The sequence below is a fragment of the Citrobacter sp. RHBSTW-00944 genome, assembly GCF_013615435.1.
Classification (GTDB): Bacteria; Pseudomonadota; Gammaproteobacteria; order Enterobacterales; family Enterobacteriaceae; genus Citrobacter; species Citrobacter braakii.
In genome coordinates this window covers 5,099,388-5,118,434 of record NZ_CP055418.1, presented here as the reverse complement: position 1 = coordinate 5,118,434, position 19,047 = coordinate 5,099,388, and the positions used below count along the sequence as shown (strand labels likewise).

The 19,047-nt window shown below is 51.5% G+C and carries 18 protein-coding genes; 6 read left to right on the top strand and 12 right to left on the bottom strand.

Annotated features, from left to right (window positions below):
* Window positions 1-24 precede the first annotated feature (24 nt).
* The 10 genes from atpA to asnC all read right to left on the bottom strand — a co-directional run bounded on the left by atpA (window position 25) and on the right by asnC (window position 8,746).
* Complete coding sequence (gene atpA, locus HV334_RS24855) at window positions 25-1,566, bottom strand: F0F1 ATP synthase subunit alpha (protein ID WP_003023802.1); 1,542 nt, start codon at window positions 1,564-1,566, stop codon at window positions 25-27.
* Between the two features lie 12 nt (window positions 1,567-1,578).
* Complete coding sequence (gene atpH, locus HV334_RS24850; RefSeq protein ID WP_006687767.1) at window positions 1,579-2,112, bottom strand: F0F1 ATP synthase subunit delta; 534 nt, start codon at window positions 2,110-2,112, stop codon at window positions 1,579-1,581.
* A 14-nt stretch (window positions 2,113-2,126) separates the two neighbouring features.
* Window positions 2,127-2,597 carry a F0F1 ATP synthase subunit B gene (gene atpF / locus HV334_RS24845; RefSeq protein ID WP_003827022.1) on the bottom strand — a complete coding sequence of 157 codons (471 nt, stop codon included), beginning with the start codon at window positions 2,595-2,597 and terminating at the stop codon, window positions 2,127-2,129.
* A gap of 59 nt (window positions 2,598-2,656) precedes the next feature.
* Window positions 2,657-2,896, bottom strand: a complete 240-nt coding sequence (gene atpE / locus HV334_RS24840; RefSeq protein WP_003023794.1) for a F0F1 ATP synthase subunit C — start codon at window positions 2,894-2,896, stop codon at window positions 2,657-2,659.
* A gap of 46 nt (window positions 2,897-2,942) precedes the next feature.
* Window positions 2,943-3,758, bottom strand: a complete 816-nt coding sequence (gene atpB, locus HV334_RS24835) for a F0F1 ATP synthase subunit A (RefSeq protein WP_003023792.1) — start codon at window positions 3,756-3,758, stop codon at window positions 2,943-2,945.
* Window positions 3,759-3,765: 7 nt separating this feature from the next.
* On the bottom strand, window positions 3,766-4,146 hold the full coding sequence (gene atpI / locus HV334_RS24830; RefSeq protein ID WP_181221011.1) for a F0F1 ATP synthase subunit I: 381 nt from the start codon (window positions 4,144-4,146) through the stop codon (window positions 3,766-3,768).
* Window positions 4,147-4,760: 614 nt separating this feature from the next.
* A complete protein-coding gene (rsmG, locus tag HV334_RS24825; protein WP_049282857.1) occupies window positions 4,761-5,384 on the bottom strand; it encodes a 16S rRNA (guanine(527)-N(7))-methyltransferase RsmG in 624 nt (207 codons plus the stop codon).
* A 103-nt stretch (window positions 5,385-5,487) separates the two neighbouring features.
* Window positions 5,488-7,377 carry a tRNA uridine-5-carboxymethylaminomethyl(34) synthesis enzyme MnmG gene (mnmG, locus tag HV334_RS24820; RefSeq protein WP_016155085.1) on the bottom strand — a complete coding sequence of 630 codons (1,890 nt, stop codon included), beginning with the start codon at window positions 7,375-7,377 and terminating at the stop codon, window positions 5,488-5,490.
* 372 nt (window positions 7,378-7,749) lie between these two features.
* Entirely contained in the window at window positions 7,750-8,199 is a 450-nt protein-coding gene (mioC, locus tag HV334_RS24815; protein ID WP_016155086.1) for an FMN-binding protein MioC, read from the bottom strand.
* 88 nt (window positions 8,200-8,287) lie between these two features.
* On the bottom strand, window positions 8,288-8,746 hold the full coding sequence (asnC, locus tag HV334_RS24810; protein WP_003023780.1) for a transcriptional regulator AsnC: 459 nt from the start codon (window positions 8,744-8,746) through the stop codon (window positions 8,288-8,290).
* A 151-nt stretch (window positions 8,747-8,897) separates the two neighbouring features.
* Between asnC and asnA the strand changes: the two genes are divergently transcribed.
* Window positions 8,898-9,890, top strand: coding sequence for an aspartate--ammonia ligase (gene asnA / locus HV334_RS24805; RefSeq protein ID WP_016155087.1), 993 nt, complete (start codon window positions 8,898-8,900; stop codon window positions 9,888-9,890).
* Between the two features lie 3 nt (window positions 9,891-9,893).
* Here the strand turns inward: asnA and viaA are convergent, their stop codons facing one another.
* Together viaA and ravA are read right to left on the bottom strand one after the other, a co-directional pair.
* On the bottom strand, window positions 9,894-11,345 hold the full coding sequence (viaA, locus tag HV334_RS24800) for an ATPase RavA stimulator ViaA (protein WP_181221010.1): 1,452 nt from the start codon (window positions 11,343-11,345) through the stop codon (window positions 9,894-9,896).
* Entirely contained in the window at window positions 11,339-12,835 is a 1,497-nt protein-coding gene (ravA, locus tag HV334_RS24795; RefSeq protein ID WP_047358450.1) for an ATPase RavA, read from the bottom strand. Before ravA ends, viaA begins: the two co-directional genes overlap by 7 nt.
* 330 nt (window positions 12,836-13,165) lie before the next feature.
* On the opposite strand from ravA, the gene kup reads away from it, so the two are divergent.
* The 5 genes from kup to rbsB all read left to right on the top strand — a co-directional run bounded on the left by kup (window position 13,166) and on the right by rbsB (window position 19,045).
* Window positions 13,166-15,034, top strand: a complete 1,869-nt coding sequence (gene kup, locus HV334_RS24790; protein WP_003023768.1) for a low affinity potassium transporter Kup — start codon at window positions 13,166-13,168, stop codon at window positions 15,032-15,034.
* Between the two features lie 192 nt (window positions 15,035-15,226).
* Entirely contained in the window at window positions 15,227-15,646 is a 420-nt protein-coding gene (rbsD, locus tag HV334_RS24785) for a D-ribose pyranase (RefSeq protein WP_016155090.1), read from the top strand.
* A 7-nt stretch (window positions 15,647-15,653) separates the two neighbouring features.
* Complete coding sequence (gene rbsA, locus HV334_RS24780; protein ID WP_181221009.1) at window positions 15,654-17,159, top strand: ribose ABC transporter ATP-binding protein RbsA; 1,506 nt, start codon at window positions 15,654-15,656, stop codon at window positions 17,157-17,159.
* 5 nt (window positions 17,160-17,164) lie between these two features.
* A complete protein-coding gene (gene rbsC / locus HV334_RS24775; protein WP_003023762.1) occupies window positions 17,165-18,130 on the top strand; it encodes a ribose ABC transporter permease in 966 nt (321 codons plus the stop codon).
* 24 nt (window positions 18,131-18,154) lie between these two features.
* Complete coding sequence (rbsB, locus tag HV334_RS24770; RefSeq protein WP_003023760.1) at window positions 18,155-19,045, top strand: ribose ABC transporter substrate-binding protein RbsB; 891 nt, start codon at window positions 18,155-18,157, stop codon at window positions 19,043-19,045.
* Window positions 19,046-19,047: the final 2 nt, after the last annotated feature.

Sequence of the window (19,047 nt, the reverse complement as noted above, 5' to 3'; positions counted from 1 at the left end):
CGCCCTAAAGCAGACCGCCAGACGTTACCAGGACTGGGTTGCCTTGAAGGAATCGAGGATAGCTTTCAGCTTGCCTTCGATTTCATCGTTATAGCCACCGGACTGGTTGATCTCTTGCATCAGCGGAGCGTGGTCACGGTCAACGTAAGCCAGCAGAGCGGCTTCAAAGCTACCGATTTTCGCCAGTTCCACATCTTCGAGGTAACCGCGTTCAGCCGCAAACAGCACCACACCCTGCTGTGCTACAGACATTGGGGCGTACTGTTTCTGCTTCAGCAGTTCAGTTACTTTCTGACCGTGGCTCAGTTGCTTACGAGTAGCTTCATCCAGGTCGGAAGCGAACTGAGAAAACGCTGCCAGTTCACGATACTGTGCCAGTGCGGTACGAATACCACCGGACAGTTTCTTGATGATCTTGGTCTGCGCTGCGCCACCTACACGAGATACGGAGATACCCGGGTTAACTGCCGGACGAATACCGGAGTTGAACAGGTTGGTTTCCAGGAAGATCTGACCATCTGTAATGGAAATTACGTTGGTCGGAACGAACGCAGAAACGTCACCCGCCTGGGTTTCGATAATCGGCAGAGCGGTCAGGGAGCCGGTTTTACCTTTAACTTCACCATTGGTGAACTTCTCAACGTATTCCGCGTTTACGCGGGATGCGCGCTCCAGCAGACGGGAGTGGAGGTAAAATACGTCGCCCGGGAATGCTTCACGTCCTGGTGGACGACGGAGCAGCAGGGAAACCTGACGGTAAGCAACAGCCTGTTTAGACAGGTCATCGTAAACGATCAGCGCGTCTTCACCGCGGTCACGGAAGTATTCGCCCATTGCGCAACCAGCATATGGTGCCAGGTATTGCAGAGCAGCAGATTCAGACGCGGTCGCCACAACAACGATGGTGTTGGACAGTGCGCCGTGTTCTTCCAGTTTACGAACCACGTTAGAAATGGTGGACGCTTTCTGGCCGATAGCCACGTACACACATTTGATACCGGAATCACGCTGGTTGATGATGGCATCGATTGCCATCGCAGTTTTACCTGTCTGACGGTCACCGATGATCAGCTCACGCTGGCCACGACCGATTGGGATCATGGCATCAACAGATTTATAACCTGTCTGTACTGGCTGGTCGACGGACTGACGTTCGATTACGCCTGGTGCGATAACTTCGATTGGCGAGAAGCCATCGTTATCAACCGGACCTTTACCGTCAATTGGGGAACCCAGAGTGTTCACCACACGACCCAGCAGGCCACGGCCAACCGGAACTTCCAGAATACGACCCGTACACTTAACCTTCATGCCTTCGGCGAGGTCAGCGTATGGACCCATCACAACGGCACCTACGGAGTCGCGCTCCAGGTTCAGTGCGATAGCGTAACGGTTACCCGGCAGGGAAATCATCTCACCCTGCATACAATCGGCCAGGCCGTGAATGCGGATAACACCGTCACTTACAGAAACAATAGTACCTTCGTTGTGAGCTTCGCTCACAACATTGAACTGAGCAATGCGCTGCTTGATCAGTTCGCTGATTTCGGTGGAATTCAGTTGCATGCTCCAGTCCCCTTAAGACTGCAAGACGTCTGCAAGGCGCTCAAGACGGCCGCGTACGCTGCCATCAATGACCATATCACCCGCTCGGATGATTACGCCTGCCATTACAGACTTATCGATTTTGCAATTCAGCTTAACTTTGCGTGACAGACGTTTTTCCATCGCTGCACTAATCTTCGTAAGCTGTTCATCACTCAGTGCATTGGCAGAAGTGACTTCTACCTCAGAGATAGCCTCACTGGCTGCACGCAGATGAATAAACTGCTCAAGAACATCCGGGAGCGCATTCAGACGGTTATTTTCAGCCATTACCCTAATCAGGTTTTGGCCGCTTTCGTCCAGCTGCTCACCGCACACGGCGATAAACGACTCAGCGAGCGTTTCCGGCGCCAGCGCGCCAGAGAGAAGCTCTGCCATTTGTTCGTTTTTCGTCACCTCAGCGGCAAACGTCAGCATATCCTGCCAACGGTCAACGCTTTGGTGCTCAACGGCAAAGTCAAAAGCTGCTTTGGCGTAGGGGCGAGCTACCGTAATAAATTCAGACATCAGCCCCTCCCTCCTTACAGTTCAGCGACAAGTTTGTCCACGATGTCGCTATTAGCAGCTTCATCCACGGAACGTTCGATGATCTTCTCGGCGCCAGCAACAGCCAGGATAGCAACTTGCTTACGCAGCTCTTCGCGAGCACGTTTACGCTCGGCGTCAATTTCCGCCTGCGCCTGTGCCACGATTTTAGTACGTTCCTGCTCTGCTTCAGTTTTAGCTTCGTCCAGGATCTGAGCACGGCGTTTGTTCGCCTGCTCGATGATTACCTGAGCTTCCGCCTTCGCTTTTTTCAGCTGGTCGGTCGCGCTGGCCTTTGCAAGGTCAAGATCCTTATGTGCTCGTTCTGCAGAAGCAAGGCCGTCAGCAATTTCTTTTTGACGTTTTTCGATGGCAGCCATTAAAGGCGGCCATACGTACTTCATGCAGAACAGAACGAACAGGACAAACGCGATGGCCTGGCCGAGGATTGTTGCGTTAAGATTCACAGCACAATGCCTCTATCTAGTTAACGTTCTGATATTGCTCTTAATTCAAGCAACGCTTACTACGCGACAGCAAACATCACGTACAGACCCAGACCTACAGCGATCATTGGGATTGCATCCACCAGACCCATAACGATAAAGAACTGAGTACGCAGCAGAGGAATCAGATCCGGTTGACGCGCTGCGCCTTCCAGGAATTTACCCCCGAGGATGCCGATACCGATCGCAGCACCGATTGCCGCCAGACCCATCATCACAGCGGCAGCAATGTACAGCAGATCCATATTCAGGTTTTCCATGACAGTCTCCAGTTTGTTTCAGTTAAAACGTAGTAGTGTTGGTAAATTAATGCTCTTCAGATGCCATCGACAGATAGACAATCGTCAGAACCATAAATATGAAGGCTTGCAGCGTGATAATCAGTATGTGGAAAATGGCCCATGGCACATTCAGGATCCACTGTGACCACCACGGCAACAGACCAGCAATCAGAATGAAAATCAGCTCACCGGCATACATGTTGCCGAACAGTCGCAGACCAAGAGAAATTGGTTTGGACAGCAGGCTTACCCCTTCAAGGATTAAGTTGACAGGGATGAACGCCCAGTGATTGAACGGCTGCAGCGTCAACTCTTTCGCGAAGCCGCCGATGCCTTTCATTTTGATGCTGTAGAACAGAATGAGGATAAATACGCCCAGCGCCATCGACAGGGTGATGTTCACGTCGGCAGACGGAACTACACGCAGAGCCGGCAGGCCAAAGATATGCTCACCGATGTACGGCAGCAGGTCGATAGGCAGTAAATCCATCAAGTTCATCAGGAATACCCAGACGAAAATCGTCAGGGCCAGCGGAGCAATCAGCTTGCTTTTGCCATGGTACATGTCTTTCACGCTACCATGCACAAAGCCGATTACCAGCTCAATCGCGGTCTGAAATTTACCTGGTACGCCGCTGGTCGCCTTTTTAGCTACGCTACGGAACATAAGCAGGAACAACAGACCCAGAACCACCGAGAAGAAAATGGAGTCAATATTGAGCGTCCAGAAGGTGGCTGGGGGGTTGTGCGGATCCACCAGCGAGAATGTACGTAGGTCCAACTGAAGGTTATTCAGATGGTGTCCTATGTAATCCTGCGGCGTCATATTTTCTGAAGCCATGATGCCTTTACCCTTTGTTGTTAATTACAGCCGGCGCCAGTATCTGAACCACCAGCACCAAAACCCACGTAACGATCAGCGGCATGAATACCGCTTTCAAAACAGCCAACGCCACCACCAGCAAAACCAGCATAGCTAACACCTTGAAGGCTTCGCCGAAGACGAACGTCCAGGCTACTCGGCCTTTAGCTGGTGTATGCGCCTGGTGACGCCAGGCAAATATCATAAACAACACATTAGGCAGTAACACTGCCAATCCACCGCACAATGCGGAGATGCCCCAGAAAGGGTCTTTGAGGCTAAACAGCAATCCACTTGCTATTACCGCCAGAAACTGTGTGAGCAAAAGCTTACGAGCAACGTTTCGACTCAAGAGCGACATAGACATCACGTTTTTACTCCTGCTCCCTTCGAGGTATGCCGCGTGTCGTATAAAACGTTCTTTATGGCTTAGAGTCAAGCATCAAAAAGCGGTCAAATTATACGGTGCGCCTTCGTGATTTCAAACAATAAGTAGCTAAAAAGTGAATAAATGTTTAAATATTTTTCGCTACCCCACATTTATCACTTTTAAGCAAACTGTGAACGATCATGCAAAACTGCAAATGCCGCGTAAATACTGGCGGCAAAGCGTGCACCAGATCACATATTGAACATATTCACCTTCGCATAATTTATTTACGTGGCAAATGATGCCTTTTCATCTTTTTGATATTTAAGCGTAAAAATAGCCACTATTTCAAAAACAACAGCTAACAACAAAAAAACCACGCATTGACATTTATAATAAAAAATTAACACAACGGGTGGTTCTTACGTTCTATTTTTAGCAGACTGATATTTTCACAGCTGACTTGTTTCGCTTTTAACAAAAAACGGTACGTTATAGTTATGATGCAAAACCGTAAGGCGCTAGTGAATTGTAACGACATTTAACCACACTATTCCCTATGACTTTTAACACCTGAATAGCCGTTTTTTTTCTATTTTTTTTGATAAAAATTAAATTTTGTTTGGCTTAATAACCACCAGATGACGTTCACCATCCAGTTGCGGAACGCGTAATTTTTCGACCGACTCGACGCTGAATTCCGCAGGCAACGTAGCAATTTCATCTTCTGGCAACTGCCCTTTTAGCGCATAAAAACGCCCATCCAGGCCAGGCAAATGATGGCACCAACTCACCATATCAGTAAGTGACGCGAACGCACGGCTAATGACCCCATCGAACGGCGGCTCTGAAGGGAATTCTTCAACGCGACTTTGCACAGGAGTGATGTTAGTAAGCGCAAGCTCATGCTGCACCTGACGCAAGAAACGGACGCGTTTTCCCAGACTATCCAGCAGTGTGAAATGCGCTTCTGGGCGCACGATAGAGAGAGGAATACCCGGCAGGCCCGGTCCCGTACCCACGTCAATAAAACGCTCCCCCTTCAGATACGGCGCGACGACAATACTGTCCAGAATATGGCGCACCAGCATTTCGTTGGGATCCCGTACCGACGTCAAGTTGTACGCTTTGTTCCATTTGTGCAGCATATCGACATACGCAATCAGCTGATTTTTCTGGTGATCGGTAAGAGAAATACCAGCATCAGCCAGCAGACGAGAGAGTTTGTTGAGCACGGTCGTTACCTGTTCATAATCAATTTCCCGATGCGCTATAGCTTATCGGGACTAAAAATTTGTAGGGCGGGCAGGCGAAGCGCCCGCCGCCAAAATAGTGTTATCAAGCGCTGCGGCGCAGCATACCTTGTTTCTTCAGCCATACCAGCAGAATGGAAATGGCGGCAGGTGTTACGCCAGAAATACGCGATGCCTGGCCGATTGATACCGGTTTGTGATCGTTCAGCTTGGCGATAACTTCATTCGACAAGCCTGAGACCTGACGATAATCCAGCGTTGCAGGCAACAGGGTGTTCTCATTACGCTGTTGTCTTTCGATTTCTTCCTGCTGACGGGCGATATACCCTTCGTATTTCACCTGAATCTCAACCTGTTCCGCGGCCTGAGCATCGTCGAGCGCTGGTGCGAACGCAGATAAAGAGGTCAACTGAGCATAGGTCATATCCGGGCGGCGCAGGAGATCTTCACCGCTGGCTTCACGAGACAAAGGCGTAGCCAGGTGAGCATTCACTTCTGCTGCAGATTCCGCTAACGGATTTACCCAGGTTGATTTAAGACGCTGACGTTCCTGTTCGATACGCTCCAGCTTCTCGTTGAAACGAGCCCAGCGCTCGTCGTCCACCAGACCCAGTTCACGACCAATTTCGGTCAGACGCAGGTCGGCGTTATCTTCGCGCAGCATCAAACGGTATTCTGCGCGTGAGGTGAACATACGGTACGGTTCTTTGGTGCCAAGCGTACACAGATCGTCCACCAGTACACCAAGATAAGCCTGATCGCGACGCGGCGCCCAGCCGTCTTTCTCAGCAGACAAGCGTGCGGCGTTCAGACCCGCCAGCATCCCTTGCGCGGCAGCTTCTTCGTAACCGGTAGTACCGTTAATCTGGCCCGCAAAGAACAGACCCTGGATGAATTTGCTTTCCAGAGTGGGTTTCAGGTCGCGCGGATCGAAGAAATCATACTCAATCGCGTAACCAGGACGGACGATTCTGGCATTTTCCATTCCCTGCATGGAGCGGACAATTTGCATCTGCACATCGAACGGCAAGCTGGTGGAGATACCATTCGGATAAATTTCGTTAGACGTGAGTCCTTCCGGTTCGAGGAAGATCTGATGCTGATTACGATCGGCAAAGCGCATCACTTTGTCTTCGATCGACGGGCAGTAGCGCGGACCGATACCTTCGATCACGCCTGCGTACATCGGGCTACGATCGAGGTTATTGCGGATCACGTCATGGGTTCTCTCATTGGTATGCGTGATGTAACACGGCATCTGACGCGGATGTTGAGAAGCATCGCCCAGGAATGAGAAGACCGGCATCGGGTTATCGCTGTTTTGCTGGCCGAGCACGCTGAAATCAATAGTGCGTGCATCGATACGCGGCGGCGTACCGGTTTTCAGGCGGCTGACGCGTAACGGCAGTTCACGCAGACGGCGTGACAGCGGGATAGACGGCGGATCGCCAGCACGGCCGCCGCTGTAGTTGTCCAGACCAATATGAATTTTGCCGTCAAGAAAAGTCCCTACGGTTAACACAACCGCTTTGGCACGGAACTTCAGTCCCATTTGGGTCACTGCACCCACAACACGATCGTTTTCAACAATCAGATCTTCAACCGCCTGTTGGAAGATCATCAGATTGGGTTGATTCTCGAGTGCGGTGCGTACTGCCTGGCGATAGAGGACACGGTCGGCCTGAGCTCGGGTAGCACGAACGGCTGGCCCTTTGCTGGCGTTTAGTATCCTAAACTGGATACCTGCATGGTCGATCGCTTTTGCCATCAACCCACCAAGCGCATCCACTTCTTTTACCAGGTGTCCCTTCCCAATACCGCCGATCGCCGGGTTGCAGCTCATCTGTCCCAGAGTGTCGATATTGTGTGTCAAAAGCAGAGTCTGTTGACCCATTCGCGCCGCGGCCATTGCGGCCTCGGTGCCTGCATGACCCCCGCCAATGATGATGACGTCAAAAGGATCCTGATAAAACATGGTAATTGCCTCGCATAACGCGGTGTGAAAGTGGATTGAAGCCCGGGCCGTGGATTCTACTCAACTTTAGTCGATCGAGAAAGCCCTGGGATCCTGGGTATTAAAAAGAAGATCTTTTTATTTAGAGATCTGTTTTATTGTGATCTCTTATTAGGATCGCAACTTTCTGTGGATAAGGGCGATCCTTTGAATAAGATCAACAGGTTGTTGAGGATCATTAGCTGTGAATGATCGGTGATCCTGGCCCGTATAAGCTGGGAGCAGAATGAAGGGTTATACACAACTCAAAAACTGAACAACGGTTGTTCTTGGGATAACTACCGGTTGATCCAAGCTTTTAACCAGAGTTATCCACATAAAAAAGTACGATCTTTACAAATCTCTGAGCAATGGATGCCAGGATCCCAGCCAAATTTCAGCCGGATCTTCCGGAATTTCATGTTCCAGTACGTTGATCCTGAGCGTTTCGCCGATCTGTTTTGCCCCGCAGGCTTTCAGTTCGGCTTCCAGCTTGTCGATTGCGCCGCAAAAGGTGTCATATTCACGACTGCCGATCCCGATTGCACCAAAGTGCACTTGTGAAAGGTCCGGTTTTTGCTCGCATAAGGCATCATATAAAGGCTGCAGGTTGTCAGGGATGTCTCCCGCACCGTGCGTGGAGCTAATAATCAGCCAGATCCCATCAGTCGGGACCTCTTCAAGCATTGGCCCATGCAGTATTTCGCTGGAAAAACCCGCGTCGTCCAGTTTTTCAGCCAGATGCTCTGCTACATATTCCGCACTGCCAAGCGTGCTGCCGCTGATAAGAGTGATTTCTGCCATGATCGCCCTCCTTTATAAAGAGGGCGTATTGTACGCTGTGAGCGAGCTGGGATCTACCTGTGGAAAAATAGGGGATTAAAAAAAGCGATCATGGCTTGATGGTACGCATGATCGGGTTTTGCAGGACGATCAGGGTCTCCGTGGACTGAATTTCATCAATTGTTTGGATCTTGTTGATAAGTACCTGCTGTAACGCGTCGATCGACTTGCACATCACCTTTATAAAGATGCTGTAGTGCCCGGTGGTGTAATACGCTTCGGTCACCTCATCGAGGCTTTCCAGTCTGGCCAACGCTGACGGATAGTCTTTCGCACTTTTCAGGATGATGCCGATAAAGCAACCGACGTCATAGCCTAACTGTTTGGGACTAACATCAATCCGCGCGCCGGTAATAATCCCGGCCTGCTTCATCTTCTCTACGCGAACGTGAATTGTCCCCGGGCTAACGCCGAACTGTTTGGCCAATTCGGCATAGGCCGTTCGGGCATTTTCCATCAGGGCGTCAAGAATGCCGCGGTCCAGATTGTCGATCTGATAATTTTCCATAGGTTTTTCTTATGTAGATTAATGATTCCCTCTATTTTAGACGTTAATTTTAACGAATCAAAATCGAAGACGGCTTTTTGTTTGTTGATTATTGAATATTACCTACATTCTGTTGCTTAATCATAGGCAACAGGACACAGGAGTACACATAATGAAAACCGCTTACATTGCCAAACAACGTCAAATTAGCTTCGTAAAATCTCATTTTTCTCGTCAGCTGGAAGAGCGTTTAGGTCTGATCGAAGTTCAGGCTCCGATCCTCAGCCGCGTAGGAGATGGCACGCAAGATAACTTGTCGGGCTGTGAAAAAGCGGTGCAGGTGAAGGTTAAAGCATTGCCAGACGCTCAATTCGAAGTGGTTCATTCACTGGCGAAGTGGAAGCGTCAAACATTAGGACAACACGACTTTAGCGCAGGCGAAGGGCTGTACACGCATATGAAGGCCCTGCGTCCTGATGAAGACCGCCTTTCCCCGCTGCACTCAGTGTATGTTGACCAGTGGGACTGGGAGCGCGTGATGGGCGACGGCGAGCGTCAATTCTCCACTCTGAAAAGCACGGTAGAGGCTATCTGGGCGGGAATTAAGGCTACCGAAGCTGCGGTGAGCAAAGAGTTTGGTCTGGCACCGTTCCTGCCAGAGCAGATCCACTTTGTTCATAGCCAGGAACTGTTATCTCGTTATCCTGGTCTTGACGCAAAAGGTCGTGAACGTGCGATCGCTAAAGAGCTGGGCGCGGTATTCCTGGTGGGGATCGGCGGCAAGCTCAGTGATGGTCACCGCCATGATGTACGTGCGCCGGATTATGATGACTGGAGTTCAGCGTCCGAGCTGGGTCACGCCGGTCTGAACGGTGATATTCTGGTCTGGAACCCGGTACTGGAGGATGCGTTTGAGCTGTCTTCTATGGGGATCCGTGTAGATGCTGACGCTCTGAAACATCAGCTGTCTCTGACCGGAGATGAAGATCGTCTGAGTCTGGAATGGCATCAGGCGCTGCTGCGCGGTGAAATGCCACAGACGATTGGTGGAGGAATTGGGCAGTCGCGTCTGACCATGCTGTTGCTGCAATTACCACACATTGGTCAGGTTCAGTGTGGCGTATGGCCGGCACAGGTACGTGAAAGCGTCGCCTCTCTGTTGTAAGAATTAACGCCGCCAGCGTCTGAGCAGGCGGCTTCGCATCCCGGTATCAAAGCGCCAGATATGATCGAAAATGCGCATGATGCCGGGTTTACCATGTGCTGACATCGCCACCGCGTGAAAACGGTGCTGGTGCACCCGCTGTAATTCCCCCACTTTGCTGACAACCTCATCGGGCAATCGCTGAGCGATAAAATCTGAGATCACCACCGCATCAGCATCAAACCATTCCCGACCCTGCATGCGCTCAGTAATGGCGCGAAAACAGCTGGCAATATCGGTACCGCCGCGAAAGCGCTGACTTAAAAAACGGATCGCCTGTTCGATGCCCTCCGGGCCGGATAGCTCATAGCGCACTACTTCTGTTGAAAACAGCATGATGAAACAGCGTCGGTTATCGGCAAGGGCGACGCGCATTAGCGCCAGGCAAAAGGCTTTCGCACACTGCTCATTAAAGCCGCCCATCGATCCCGAAGTATCAACGCAGACGATAAACGGTCCGCGCGGTTGCTCGTCAAAATCCTGATGCACCACAGGACGTTCCGTGACTTTCTCACGCCATGCTTCGCCGTGCAGGCGATAGGTCAACAGCTGCTTTTCCACCAGTCGTCGGTAGAACTCGTATTCCAGTTCGGTAATGCCCAGCGTGGCCAGTTCCGGCGGCAGCAGGCGCAGGATATCGTCGCTTTGCTGGATGCCATCTACTTGCTCCGGGACGGTTGCCGGTTCGCGCACCAGGGTACGGAAGGTTTCCATTGGCGCATCTTTACGCGGTACGGATTTCGCTTCTCTGGAACGGCCTAACTGCTCAGCCAGACGCTGGAGTTCAGGTTGTTGCGTCAGGAATTCGCCATATTTCACCATCAACTGATAATCACCGCGCTTGATTTGACCTGCGCTCATATCCCACAACCGGCCTGCGGCGTTGTCATTTTCTGCCAGTACGGGTTCCAGTTGCCCGCTAAGGGTCATCCGTTCCTGTACTTCACTGAGCAAATGCTTGCGCTCTTCTTCCAGCAGTTGCTGATTCAGCGTTGTGGTTTGCACCACCAGGCTCAGGCGCCAGCGCTGGAGAAAAAGCGTATGTAGGGCAGGCGTAAACGCGCTGTTGTCATTGACCAACTGCTGCGCTTGTCCGGCCCATGGCGAATGGAGGTGGTGTAATAGCGACAATATTTGCGGTAGCTGGACGATAAACTGCGCATGAGAGAGGAGCTGGCTTTGTTGATAGCATATAACCTCTTCCGCTAACTCCGGCGGTACATGGGTATCTTTGAGGCGGCTACGCAAAGATTCACGCCAGCGGGGAATATCGTCAGTGATCGCTTTTTTAAGGCGAGGGAATTTGTTAAAAAATACCACCATCTTTGGAGAAGCCAGCAGGGCGACGATCATCTCTTCGATCATCGCTTCTTCACTGACTGCCAGCATGATGTTGAGCGTATCAAGGGTCAGCATTGTTGCGCCTGGCGGATTTGTGCCCCGACATCCTGCAGGCTGGCCTCAATGCGGCCTAACCAGTCGCTATGAATAAACAGACATTTTTGCTGCTCGCTAAATGCGCTGTGCTGCTGATGCCACTCGTTATCGAGCGCTTCAAGCTCCTGTTTTATTTCTGCGGGCATACTCTCTTGTGATGTACCGGGCAATGCCAGGCGAGAGCCTTGTAAGCTGACGTCGCGTACAACCAGGTGCTGCGCGCTATCCACTTCCATGTTCAGCGTCTGGGCAAAACCGATCCCGTTTAATTTTCCGCGGATCTCACCACCTTTGGTTAACCACAGTTCCAGCGCGCTACGTTCGAAAGCAATATGGATTACTTCCATATCATGCAGCTTTAAGGGCTTTTGCAGTAGTAATGTCACGACGGAAGACGTGGCCTCCGGCGGTAAATCATAATGAGGACGACGGCTGAACATGCCGCCCTGACGGATCACGGTGAATGCTGTTTTATCGCTTTGCTGCTGCTGGAGCTGAATGCGGCGCTGCACAATACTGCCCAGACGGGTCAGCATGGCTTGCTGTTGCCATGCGTGTCCGGTCATCAATATTTCCAACTGCTGCTGCATTAAATTCAGGCTTTGTGCGTCGTACCACAGGCAATCTTTCAGCAGGATCAGGTCGATGGGAACTACCGCATCACGTCCGCTAAAGAAGGCGCTGGCCTGGAGCAAGCGAATGGCTTTTTTCCAGCGACGATCGGACACGTAGGGGGCATTCGGTAGCGTGTCCAACTGCTGGCGCAGCATGAAAATAAGCTCAAACACGCGATCGGGAAGCGTGATGGCACCAATGTCCTTTTGCCACTGGTAATACTCTTCATCCGTTACCTGTAACGATGCCGGGACCGGATTGTCGCTTTCATCCTGCTGACTTAACAGCATCGAGCGGAAGTTGGCCTTGTCCTGGACTTTATCCAGCCACAGACGAATCAGCATACGGTCGTACAGCGCTTCCAGGCTGCTGTCTGCTTCAGGCAGTTCGTTGGAGGCTGCCACCAGCAGGCGCATCGGGATTTTCTCTTCATGCGCGCCGTTGCGGAAGTGGCGTTCGTTGATGGCGGTCAGCAGGGTGTTAAGAATCGCCGGTCCCGCCTTCCAGATTTCATCGAGAAAGACGATTTCAGCTTCAGGGAGATAGCCTGCCGTTAAGCGTTCATAGCGACCTTCGTCTTTTAACGCCTGAATGGACAGCGGGCCGAAAACCTCTTCCGGCGTAGAGAAGCGCGTCATCAGATATTCGAAGGCGCGAGCATTTTGAAAGGCAAATTTCAGTCTGCGGGCAATTAAGCTTTTCGCGATCCCGGGAGGACCTAATAAGAAAACGCTCTCGCCGCTAAGTGCAGCCAGCAGACACAGACGAATGGCGTGGCTACGTTCATAAAGTCCCTTTTCCAGCGCATTGCTCAGACGGGAAATTCTTTCCGCTAATAAATGTGGGTGAGCCATAATGAAGTGGCGTCCTTTCGCCAAATGTACTGCATAAACAGCGAGTATAGATGCTTCACACCAGTGCAGTAATAGACTGAAGGTGCGCTTATTTTTCTTTGAGCCAGATTAATCTGGTCTCATTTAGGGGTACGATTTTGCGATTAATCGTGCATACTGTGCGCCTTTTTGTGGGCCAAGGGACGACGCACACATTTCTTATATATACACCAAATCAATCAAGCTGCACCAAGGCGGCAATGGAGTTTTCTTCTGGGATGGGGGGAATAACGAATGCAGCCCACGCGGAGGTGGCTTGAAAGATGATGTGTATAAACGAAAGACGAGTCTATGAGCACTGATAATAAACAATCATTGTCTGCGATTACCCTTGCGGCCATTGGGGTTGTCTACGGTGATATTGGTACCAGCCCACTTTATACGCTTCGTGAATGTTTGTCCGGCCAGTTTGGTTTTGGCGTTGAACGTGACGCCGTATTTGGCTTTCTCTCGCTGATTTTCTGGCTGCTGATCTTTGTTGTCTCCATTAAATACCTGACGTTTGTCATGCGCGCGGATAACGCCGGAGAAGGCGGGATCCTGACGCTGATGTCATTGGCCGGGCGTAATACTTCAGCACGAACAACCTCCATGCTGGTGATTATGGGGTTGATTGGCGGCAGCTTCTTCTATGGAGAAGTGGTGATAACGCCTGCTATCTCGGTGATGTCGGCGATTGAAGGTCTGGAGATCATTGCCCCGCAACTGGATACCTGGATTGTTCCGCTCTCGATAATCGTACTGACCCTGCTGTTTTTGATTCAAAAACACGGTACCGGCATGGTCGGTAAGCTGTTTGCGCCGATTATGCTGTTGTGGTTCCTGACGCTGGCGGTGTTAGGCGTGCGCAGTATTATTGGCAATCCGGAAGTGCTGCAGGCGCTCAATCCATATTGGGCGGTGCATTTCTTCCTCGAATTCAAAACGTTGTCCTTTATTGCGCTGGGTGCGGTGGTGTTGTCGATTACCGGTGTTGAAGCGCTGTATGCGGATATGGGCCACTTTGGTAAGTTGCCGATTCGCCTGGCATGGTTCTCCGTGGTATTGCCTTCGCTGGTACTCAACTATTTTGGTCAGGGGGCGTTGCTGTTAAAGCATCCTGAAGCGATAAAAAACCCGTTCTTCCTGCTGGCGCCGGACTGGGCGTTGATACCGCTCCTGATCCTCGCCGCGCTGGCAACGGTTATCGCTTCACAGGCGGTTATCTCCGGCGTCTTCTCACTGACGCGTCAGGCCGTGCGTCTGGGGTATTTATCGCCGATGCGTATCATCCATACCTCGGAAATGGAATCGGGACAGATCTACATTCCTTTCGTTAACTGGATGCTCTATTTTGCAGTGGTTATTGTGATTGTGAGCTTTGAACACTCCAGCAATCTGGCTGCGGCGTACGGGATTGCGGTGACGGGGACGATGGTGCTGACCTCAATTCTGTCGACCACCGTGGCGCGCAAAAACTGGCACTGGAATAAATACTTCGTCTTCCTGATCCTGGTGGCGTTCTTGTGCGTCGATGTTCCGCTGTTCTCCGCGAACCTCGATAAACTGATTTCCGGCGGTTGGCTGCCTCTGACGCTGGGTCTGGTGATGTTCACCATCATGACTACCTGGAAAAGCGAGCGTTTCCGTCTGCTGCGTCGCATGCATGAGCACGGCAACTCTCTGGAGGCGATGATTGCCTCTCTGGAGAAATCACCACCGGTACGCGTGCCGGGAACGGCGGTGTACATGTCTCGTGCATTGAACGTCATCCCGTTTGCGCTACTGCATAACCTCAAACATAACAAGGTTCTGCATGAACGCGTTATTCTGCTGACGCTGCGCACGGAAGATGCGCCATATGTTCACAATGTGCGTAGGGTGCAGATTGAGCAGTTATCGCCCACCTTCTGGCGCGTGGTGGCCAGCTACGGTTGGCGCGAAACGCCGAACGTTGAAGAAGTGTTCCATCGCTGCGGTCTGGAAGGCTTAAGCTGTCGGATGATGGAAACCTCGTTCTTCATGTCGCACGAGTCGTTGATTGTTGGAAAACGACCATGGTATCTGCGTCTGCGCGGCAAGCTGTATCTGCTACTACAACGCAATGCGCTGCGCGCCCCGGACCAGTTTGAAATCCCACCTAACCGGGTTATTGAGCTCGGTACTCAGGTCGAGATTTAATCTCATCGACGCCCTCTTTCATCGCGAAAGGGGGCGTTTTGTTTTGTCCCTCCCAGTTTTCATTTCATCGAATGATAATCCTTGCGAAACGTTTCGATGGCGATCACATTTTCGTAACTTCGCGGTGGTTTTATGTCCACTCTTCGCTCTACACTTATCTTCAGCGAAACGTTTCGCTAGTGGGGAAAGAAAATGAAGAAAGGCACGGTACTCAACTCTGAAATTTCATCGGTGATCTCCCGTCTGGGGCATACCGATACGCTGGTGGTGTGTGATGCAGGTTTACCCATCCCGAATAGCACAACGCGTATCGATATGGCATTAACCCAGGGCGTACCTTCTTTTATGCAGGTACTGGATGTGGTGACACGTGAAATGCAGGTCGAGGCGGCCATTCTCGCGACGGAAATTAAACAACATAATCCGCAACTCCACGAAACGTTGCTCAGCCACATTGAGCAACTGCAACAACACCAGGGAAACACCATAGAAATTCGTTACACCACGCATGAACAATTCAAAAAACAAACCGCAGACAGTCAGGCGGTAATTCGCAGCGGAGAGTGTTCTCCGTATGCGAATATCATTCTCTGTGCTGGCGTCACGTTCTGAGGCCATCATGAACGCATTACTGCAACTCAAAGGGATCGATAAAGCGTTCCCGGGCGTAAAAGCGCTATCCGGCGCCGCGCTGAATGTCTACCCAGGCCGCGTAATGGCGCTGGTGGGCGAAAACGGCGCGGGCAAATCCACCATGATGAAAGTGCTGACCGGGATCTATACCCGTGATGCCGGTTCTTTATTGTGGTTGGGAAAAGAGACCACCTTTAACGGCCCTAAATCCTCCCAGGAAGCCGGAATCGGTATCATCCACCAGGAGCTGAATTTGATCCCGCAACTCACTATCGCCGAGAACATTTTTCTTGGCCGTGAGTTCGTTAATCGCTTTGGCAAAATTGACTGGAAGAAGATGTACGCCGAAGCCGATCTGCTGCTTGCCAAACTGAATCTGCGCTTTAAAAGCGACAGACTGGTCGGTGAACTGTCGATTGGCGATCAGCAGATGGTTGAAATTGCCAAAGTGCTGAGCTTTGAATCGAAGGTCATCATTATGGATGAACCGACGGATGCGCTCACCGATACCGAAACCGAATCCCTGTTCCGCGTTATTCGCGAACTGAAATCCCAGGGACGCGGCATTGTCTATATTTCTCACCGCATGAAAGAGATCTTCGAGATTTGTGACGACGTGACCGTTTTTCGCGACGGGCAGTTTATTGCCGAGCGTGAAGTCGCCTCGCTGACCGAAGACTCGCTGATTGAAATGATGGTGGGACGTAAGCTGGAAGAACAATACCCGCGCCTGGAAAAAGCGCCGGGTGATATTCGCCTGAAGGTCGATAACCTGTGCGGCCCTGGCGTAAACGATGTTTCATTCACGCTACGTAAAGGCGAGATCCTTGGCGTATCGGGGCTGATGGGGGCCGGACGTACCGAGCTGATGAAAGTGTTGTACGGCGCATTGCCGCGCACCAGCGGTTACGTCACGCTTGATGGCCATGAAGTGGTCACCCGTTCGCCGCAGGATGGGTTGGCTAACGGCATCGTCTATATTTCTGAAGACCGTAAACGCGATGGTTTAGTGCTGGGCATGTCGGTGAAAGAGAACATGTCACTAACCGCGCTGCGTTATTTCAGTCGCGCTGGTGGAAGCCTTAAACATAAAGACGAGCAGCAGGCGGTAGGTGATTTTATTCGTCTGTTCAATGTTAAAACGCCATCGATGGAACAGGCTATCGGTCTGCTTTCTGGCGGTAATCAGCAGAAAGTGGCGATTGCGCGCGGTCTGATGACCCGACCAAAAGTCCTGATCCTCGATGAACCAACGCGCGGTGTTGACGTTGGGGCTAAAAAAGAAATCTATCAGCTTATCAACCAGTTTAAGGCCGATGGGCTGAGCATCATTCTGGTCTCCTCTGAGATGCCAGAAGTATTGGGCATGAGCGATCGAATTATCGTTATGCATGAAGGGCATCTCGGCGGTGAGTTCACTCGCGAGCAGGCCACTCAGGAAGTATTAATGGCTGCCGCTGTGGGCAAGCTTAATCGCGTGAATCAGGAGTAAAAAAGATGACTACCCAGGCTGTTTCTGGTCGCCGTTATTTCACTAAAGCATGGCTTCTGGAGCAAAAGTCGCTCATCGCTCTGTTAGTGCTGATCGCGATTGTTTCCACCATGAGCCCTAACTTTTTTACCGTTAATAACCTGTTCAACATCCTCCAGCAAACGTCGGTGAACGCCATCATGGCCGTTGGCATGACGCTGGTTATCCTGACGTCGGGGATCGATCTGTCTGTCGGTTCTTTGCTGGCGCTTACCGGTGCGGTTGCGGCTTCCATTGTAGGGATTGAAGTCAATGCGCTGGTGGCTGTCGCTGCGGCCCTGGCGCTCGGTGCTGCTATTGGCGCGGTAACCGGGGTGATTGTCGCGAAAGGCCGGGTACAGGCGTTTATCGCGACCCTGGTGATGATGCTGCTGCTGCGTGGTGTGACCATGGTATACACCAACGGCAGTCCGGTTAATACCGGGTTTACTGACAATGCCGATCTGTTTGGCTGGTTTGGTATTGGTCGTCCGTTAGGCGTCCCTACGCCTGTGTGGATTATGGGGATTGTCTTCCTCGCGGCGTGGTACATGCTGCACCACACTCGTCTGGGTCGTTATATCTATGCGCTGGGCGGTAACGAAGCGGCAACGCGCCTGTCCGGTATCAGCGTAAGTAAAATCAAAATTATCGTTTACTCCCTGTGTGGTCTGCTGGCATCGCTGGCGGGCATCATTGAAGTAGCGCGCCTCTCCTCTGCGCAACCGACGGCAGGTACTGGCTATGAGCTGGATGCTATCGCCGCGGTGGTGTTAGGTGGTACCAGCCTGGCGGGCGGTAAAGGACGTATTGTTGGGACGCTGATCGGCGCATTGATTCTTGGTTTCCTCAATAATGGTTTGAATTTGTTAGGTGTATCCTCTTATTACCAGATGATCGTTAAAGCGGTGGTGATTTTGCTGGCGGTACTGGTAGACAACAAAAAGCAGTAACAACGATTACAGGACATCTTAAATATGAACATGAAAAAACTGGCTACCCTGGTTTCTGCTGTTGCGCTGAGCGCCACCGTGAGCGCGAATGCGATGGCGAAAGATACCATTGCGCTGGTGGTCTCCACCCTCAACAACCCGTTCTTTGTTTCTTTGAAGGATGGGGCGCAAAAAGAGGCCGATAAGCTGGGCTACAACCTGGTGATTCTGGATTCACAGAACAACCCGGCGAAAGAGCTGGCTAACGTTCAGGATTTAACAGTTCGTGGAACTAAAATTCTGCTGATTAACCCGACGGACTCCGATGCTGTTGGTAACGCTGTGAAGATGGCTAACCAGGCGAAAATTCCGGTTATCACCCTTGACCGCGTTGCGTCCAAAGGCGAAGTAGTAAGCCATATTGCATCTGATAACGTGCTGGGCGGTAAGATTGCGGGCGATTACATCGCGAAGAAAGCGGGTGAAGGCGCGAAAGTTATCGAACTGCAGGGTATTGCCGGTACTTCAGCGGCGCGTGAGCGTGGCGAAGGTTTCCAGCAGGCTGTTGCGGCACACAAATTTAACGTACTGGCCAGCCAGCCGGCCGACTTCGACCGCACCAAAGGTCTGAACGTCATGCAGAACCTGCTTACCGCGCATCCTGACGTGCAGGCCGTATTTGCCCAGAACGATGAAATGGCGTTGGGTGCGCTGCGCGCACTGCAAACCGCGGGTAAATCTGATGTGATGGTGGTTGGATTTGACGGTACTCCAGATGGCGAAAAAGCAGTAAATGATGGCAAACTGGCTGCGACCATTGCTCAGCTGCCGGATCAGATCGGCGCGAAAGGCGTTGAGACTGCGGATAAAGTCCTGAAAGGCGAGAAGGTTCAGGCTAAATATCCGGTTGATCTGAAGCTGGTCATCAAGCAGTAATA